Annotated in this window: 5 protein-coding genes; all 5 read left to right on the top strand. The window is 39.7% G+C overall.

Features of this window, described 5'->3' with window-relative positions:
* The first annotated feature begins 496 nt into the window (after window positions 1-496).
* The 5 genes from AB6E51_RS20385 to AB6E51_RS20365 all read left to right on the top strand — a co-directional run bounded on the left by AB6E51_RS20385 (window position 497) and on the right by AB6E51_RS20365 (window position 6109).
* Entirely contained in the window at window positions 497-1009 is a 513-nt protein-coding gene (locus AB6E51_RS20385; RefSeq protein ID WP_065583733.1) for a hypothetical protein, read from the top strand.
* Window positions 1010-1079: 70 nt separating this feature from the next.
* Entirely contained in the window at window positions 1080-1595 is a 516-nt protein-coding gene (locus tag AB6E51_RS20380) for a hypothetical protein (RefSeq protein WP_065583732.1), read from the top strand.
* The gene (locus AB6E51_RS20375; protein WP_102332845.1) at window positions 1595-4345 is read left to right on the top strand and encodes a TcfC E-set like domain-containing protein; all 2751 of its coding nucleotides are present in this window, start codon (window positions 1595-1597) and stop codon (window positions 4343-4345) included. The genes AB6E51_RS20380 and AB6E51_RS20375 overlap by 1 nt, the downstream gene beginning before the upstream one ends.
* A 10-nt stretch (window positions 4346-4355) precedes the next feature.
* Window positions 4356-5078, top strand: a complete 723-nt coding sequence (locus AB6E51_RS20370) for a hypothetical protein (RefSeq protein ID WP_102321099.1) — start codon at window positions 4356-4358, stop codon at window positions 5076-5078.
* Window positions 5078-6109, top strand: a complete 1032-nt coding sequence (locus AB6E51_RS20365; protein WP_102428213.1) for a hypothetical protein — start codon at window positions 5078-5080, stop codon at window positions 6107-6109. The genes AB6E51_RS20370 and AB6E51_RS20365 overlap by 1 nt, the downstream gene beginning before the upstream one ends.

Raw genomic sequence — 6109 nt, 5'->3', positions numbered from 1 at the left:
ACGCTTACCTTTCGCAAGTCCTTGCAGGGCAAGGGGCTTCGTAATCTTGCCCTGAGGTCGAGCTTAGACAATGTCGGGTCGGCCTCAAGCAGTAACTCAAGCATCTCCTGCTGTGTTAAACCTCGCTCCTTTCTGGCTTGTTCTAAGAAGTGTGCAAACGTGAGTGGCATTCTTTGTCCTCGATAATCTCTATTATGGTAAGTATTGTTCGATTGCTTATGTAATTCAATCTTCTTTTATTAGAATTTAAACTATAGCTTATCGGGCAGGTTTTTATTATAGATGTAGATAAAACGAAGGTAGGTATTACTAGCTTTACTGTTGATGGTTTTATCGAATCGGCATTTTCGGCAAATGGAATTTTCAAATGCCCAATATTTCTTTTCCAGTGTTCCGCATAATTTATTTCGTCCTGTCACCGATGAGCGTTAACAAATTTAAACGCAGGAGCGGGATTACTAATTTATGAAATATTTAATCTTTAAAGGAAAGTAAAATGTTTAACTTCAAAAAAAGCGCACTAGCATCAGTTCTTCTTATGGGTATGGCAGTAAGTGCAGGTGCTAACGCATCTTCAAATGCTACTGTTGTATGGAGTGGCACTGTTCCAGTAACTAACGCATCAGATGCACTTATCATCACTGGCCTAGGAGGTGATACAACAGCGCTTAACGGTACTATCACTCCAAGCACAGACGGTGTGTTTGAATCAGATACTATCGTACTTGAGTCTCACTTAAATGATGGTGATGCTGTTACTCCTGTTGTTGGTGCATTAGCTTCAGCTAACTGGACTCTAGTTGATGCATCAGTAGCTTTTGACGGTGTGGCAAACCCATCTCAAGCTGTTGAGATTAATGTAAATGGTGCACCAGTAGCCGTTGGTGATGTTGTTTCTGGTGAAGAAACTATTTCAACTAAAGTTAAGCAGACTGCTGTATTACCTGAATCTGAAGTAGGTGGAACTACTGTTCAAGCATCAGTAACGGTTATGGCTGACCTTGTTTAATTTGTAGAAAATTCCCGATTCAAAGGCTCGTAGTAATTACGAGCCTTATTTCTCTACGATGGCAGTCAATATGAAAAAAGTTTTAATACTATTGGCTTTCATGAGTATGAATGCCAACGCCGATTTCAAAGTGCTTTACATTACTACGAGCCTCGATGTAGGCAAACTTTATACAAATTCAATTAATTCTGTTGAATTTATTCCGGCAGTTCTGGAGTTGACGTCAAATCAAGACAAAACAAAATTTGATGATGTTAATACCACATTAAGAATTGAAACAGATATACCTTTTGAGTCTTCGGATATTCCTTATATTTCAACGTTAACAAAAAATACGTCAATTTGTACGGACTACTCTGGAGTGAGCAATGTTCAGGATGATTTCGTTACATTAACGATTGACGGGATAAGTTTGTCAGAGGGTGAATCCGTCTCTTTTTCAAATTTCAATTTAAATGATGGCGACAATAAGTATAGTGAGCATGACATTATATTAAGTTTTCAGTCATTTAAAGATATCATCACAGCGGGCCAAGCGGAGAGGTGTAATGGTGAGATAGAGTTCAATATAGAGGTAGATATATAATGTTCAGGTTCAAACTCATAACAATGGCAATTTTAGTGTTATTGCCTGTGTATTCGTATTCAAGTTATAGTCAAAATGTTCTTGAAGGTTTTGAAGAACTGTTTGAATTGAAAGAGTCAACAGTCCGTATACGTAACTTAGATGGTTCCCTTACTTCACCGATCCCATTTTTAACGTCGTTTAACACGTTAAAATTAGACTCGAATAATAAAAAAGCGATCGCACAGGTATCTGACTATTTAAATGATAATACAGTGTCGGCTGAGTACCAGCAGAAGATCATAGATCAATTAATGGTTGGCATACAAGATCAGTCTGAGTGTTTAGGTAAGCTCGATGAGTGTGAGTTGTACCCAGAAACGTTTGAGATCGTTCATAACTATAACGATCAAGAAGTCTATCTTTTTGTATCTCCACAGGTGTTGTCATACTCGAATCTCGATAAAGAACTGGTATACCACTCGTCTCTGAGTCAACACAATGGGTTAATCAATTCATTTGATCTGTACGTGAGTGAATATCAAGATCAAGACTCAATCGTTTCTTTAAATAATGAAACGACACTGGGGCTACCTTACGGATACCTCAAAACTGATTTCAATGCCAACAACAGTGATAACGGTTCTGAATTGTATGAAGCGGCATATCATTTAGATATCGATTCTTACTCAATAAAAGCGGGTCATTTTGAATTTGAGCCAGAGGTTAACTCAACTGACTTCCTGAATAACACCGCTCGAGTTGCTCAAAACTCGCTCACGGTAGGTACCTCTAAAAAGTTGCTCGTAGGCGGACATAATAACGACAAAGTATTGAGCTTTTATGCGCCAACAAGTGGCGGTGTACAAGTTCTTCGTGATGGTCGATTGATTTTTCAAGATAACGTACCAGAAGGGCAGAACTCAATTCCTTACAGCAAGTTACCATCTGGTCGCTATGAAGCTGTACTTGAGGTGACAAGTGGTGGGCAAGTTGTTAATACCCAGACTTATCAAGTATATAACACCAAAGGTGACTCTCTGACTCAGGGGGAAGTGGATTTCGTTGCCACTGCGGGTATGTTTTCAGGAAGCCATTACGACTACACGGAACATGGCATTAAAAATATTGAAGACGATGTTTATGGCAAGGCATTAGCTAACTACCAACTCACCCGTTCGTTGCAAGTAGGCTTGGGCGGCTTGGTCACGGACAGTGGCACTATGTACACCGTTGGTGGTGCATACAATCTGATTGATTGGGATTTGAGTACTGAAGCTGTGTACAGCCAATTCGAAGACGCATCTCACTTTAATGCTAATATCGGTATCCCTTATTTAAGTCTATCTTATGAGTCTCTCGATAATGAACTTGGTGATCCAGTTGCTTCTTATATGTACGGATATGCCGATTATTCACGTCTATCGTTGAATTCTTCGTACAGCTTCCGCGGTGGACAATCTATGTATGCGGTTTACTCGCTTAATAACGACAAGCAGTTAGACAATTTAGGTAACTCGGATGAACAGGAACAGCAGTTTATTTCCGTTGGTTACAGCACGCCCACAGTTTTAGATTCTCGAGTTAATATTAACGTCGATTACTCTGAGGCGACGGACGACATATCAGTTAATTTGTTATGGAGTGTCCCGTTGTCAGACACAGTAGAAACTATCGTGGGCCTGACGAGTGATAGTGATGACATTAATCAATTTAAAACAACAGTAAGACGAAATCAGTTAATTGACTCAGACTCCTTTAATACGTCGCTTGAGGTGAGTAACACCTACGATCGACAACAGGATGATATGTATCAAGATGCGTTATTGGCGACCAGTGGCACGACTAAATACGCTCGAATGAATGCCTCCGCCCATACGTCCACCAATGGCACGAGTGGTATCAATGCTGGCTTGTCTAGCACTCAAATCGTGACGACAGACGGCGTTTATATTACCGATAAAGCGGCAACGTCTTATACGCTTGTCGATATTCATCAGTCGCAGAATACAGAGCAGACGTTTGATGAAAAAGGTTACTTCTCTCTTAAAAAAGAAGGGCGAAACAACAGTAAGTTCATCGTATATAACGATGAAACCGTTGTGCCTTTGGAAGACTATAGTCAATATCGTGCGAAATTTGATTCAGAGAGCGTTGATCTTTACAACTCTGGTGATAGTAACGTAACCGTGTTTACACACCCAGGTACGGTTGCTTCTATTGAGCCAAGAGTTAGTCGCGTCGTTTCGTTTGTTAGCGCCTTTAATGACATATCAGAACAGCCGATTACAGAAGTGAAGTGTCATGGAGAAGGTTGTATTGAAGTCAATGAAATGGCCGACGGTGTTTATAGAGTAACCGTATTGGAAGGCATGAACTTTGAATTGTCAGCGAAAGAAAGCCAATGCTTACTGCCTTATGAATTTACTTCAACAAATCAGATGAACTTTGGTCAAAACTATTGTTTGCCAATAGCTCAAGAAAAGCAGATAGATTTGATTGATGCAGGTGAACGACTACAAGCGATGTATTTAGGTGCATACGAAAGCTCGATTGAACTGAATAAAGCGCTTAAAAAGCTCGAATTACACGGTTATCGAATTATTCAGAAAGAAGTGGGTTCGTTTAAGGCAATTTATATAGCGCATGAATCTATAAACATGGCGGAAACAATAGCGCTTCATAAAAGAGATATCGATCAGTTAAAACTGTTGGCAAAACGACTTTATCGCACCAACGCCATTACATACCCAGTCGCACAAGTTAATTAAGGAGTGGGAAATGAAATCCAATAAAGTTCTACTAAATTTAGTATCACTCACCGCTATATTGTTATCTATAAGTGTACAAGCTTTTACGGTAGATAAAATGGTTATTGTCTCTGATGATAAAGGGAACGGTATCGTTACGTTAACCAACGACGAGTCTCACCCAATTTTTATCCAAGCAAAGGTGGATGAAATAAATATTATTGATGGAGAACAGGTAGAAAAAAAACAATATACAAGAGACAACTTAAACGATTGGAAGGTGTCATTAACGCACCAGAAGGTAGTTTTGAACCCTGGTGAAGAGAAAGACATTGGCATACGTAGTTTATGCCACAACGCTGCATGCGATAATTCAAAAGATTTGATGTTTATGCTGTCTTTTTCTCCAAGTAAATACAGACCTGGTGAAGTAGTGAGTGGTGTGGAAATTAATTACGGATTCGCACCTGTTTATATTATTCCTACAACACAACCGAATTATTCTTACGAATTAACCAACAACGGTGATAGCCTTAGAGTCGAAAATAAAAGTAATACCATGCTCAATTTTTTTGTAGATGCATGTGTTGCTGAAAACAAAGCCCAATGCAAACAAAAATTTACGGTTGTATCGGGAAGGAATAAGACGTTCCCTTTAACCGAAACTATGCGAAATAACGAGTTGACCATTACCGTGACATCTCACGACAGAAGCTATTCAAAGAAAGAAATGGTGACGAGAGGTAAAATATAATGCCTAGACCTATCCTATATATTGTAGCGTTTATTGCATTAATGACGACAAGCATGGCTCAAGCTGCGTTTGAAGTTCGCGCGGAAGTGAAGGCTGGTGGTGTTCGTTGGGACAATGTGACACGTTACAATGGCAAAATGCTGCCAAGTACGTGGGAAACTCCTCCTATGTTGCAGGCTTCAGAAGCTTGGGCGGCCGCGACATTTTCGGGTACACCTCCAACAGAGATGACTTTAATTGGGGGAAATGGGAATACTTCACCGTCAATATCGATCGATATATCGGGCGTTCAATACAATACTACTGGAATTGAATTTGCCCAGTCAGCGAATACGGTAGGTGGTGGGTGCTCATTTGATGAAGTGTCACTACCGATTGTGACTGTTGAAGGTCCAAACTGTGTTTCGTCTGTTCGATTAATTAATAAACAAAAATCGAGCCCATTTATTTTCCTGAGACCTATTTTCGATATTAACGAAAGTGAAATAGTGTCGGCATTAAGTGGGCTACCAGAGGGGCAATATTCAGCTTCAGTGCCGGTAAATATTCGTTACTACTATGAAAATGACGGCATTATGACTTATCGCAACATCAATGAAGTGATGTTGTTTTCATTTGATTATCAGCCTGTTCAACTCGACAGTGTTTTTGTAAGTGGAGATGGTGTCATGACGCCAGTCTACGACACAATTGGCAAAAGAATAACATCGACAACGTCATTTGATATTACAGCGAACGGCTATTTTAATGACGGAATTGTTTTAACAATGCCCTTACAGTCATACGAATTGGTTAATTCAAGTAACCCTGGTGTGGTTATTCCTTACAGCATTCATTGCGATCAGTGCAGCTCTGGTAACTTAGTTGATGAAGGACAATTAATGCATCAAACAACGGCTATTTCAGAAGGAGCTGGAGTGCAAACAAGTATTAACTTTACTTTAGACTTTGATTACGATATTGAGGGCAGTTCTGCTGTTTCCGGAGATTATTTTGATGAAGTAACGATCATGTTGGAGCCTGGTATTTAA

Source organism: Vibrio sp. 10N.247.311.47 (genome assembly GCF_041467535.1).
Classification (GTDB): Bacteria; Pseudomonadota; Gammaproteobacteria; order Enterobacterales; family Vibrionaceae; genus Vibrio; species Vibrio crassostreae_C.
Note: the sequence above shows the minus strand (reverse complement) of the source record. Positions and strands in the feature narration are given on the sequence as shown.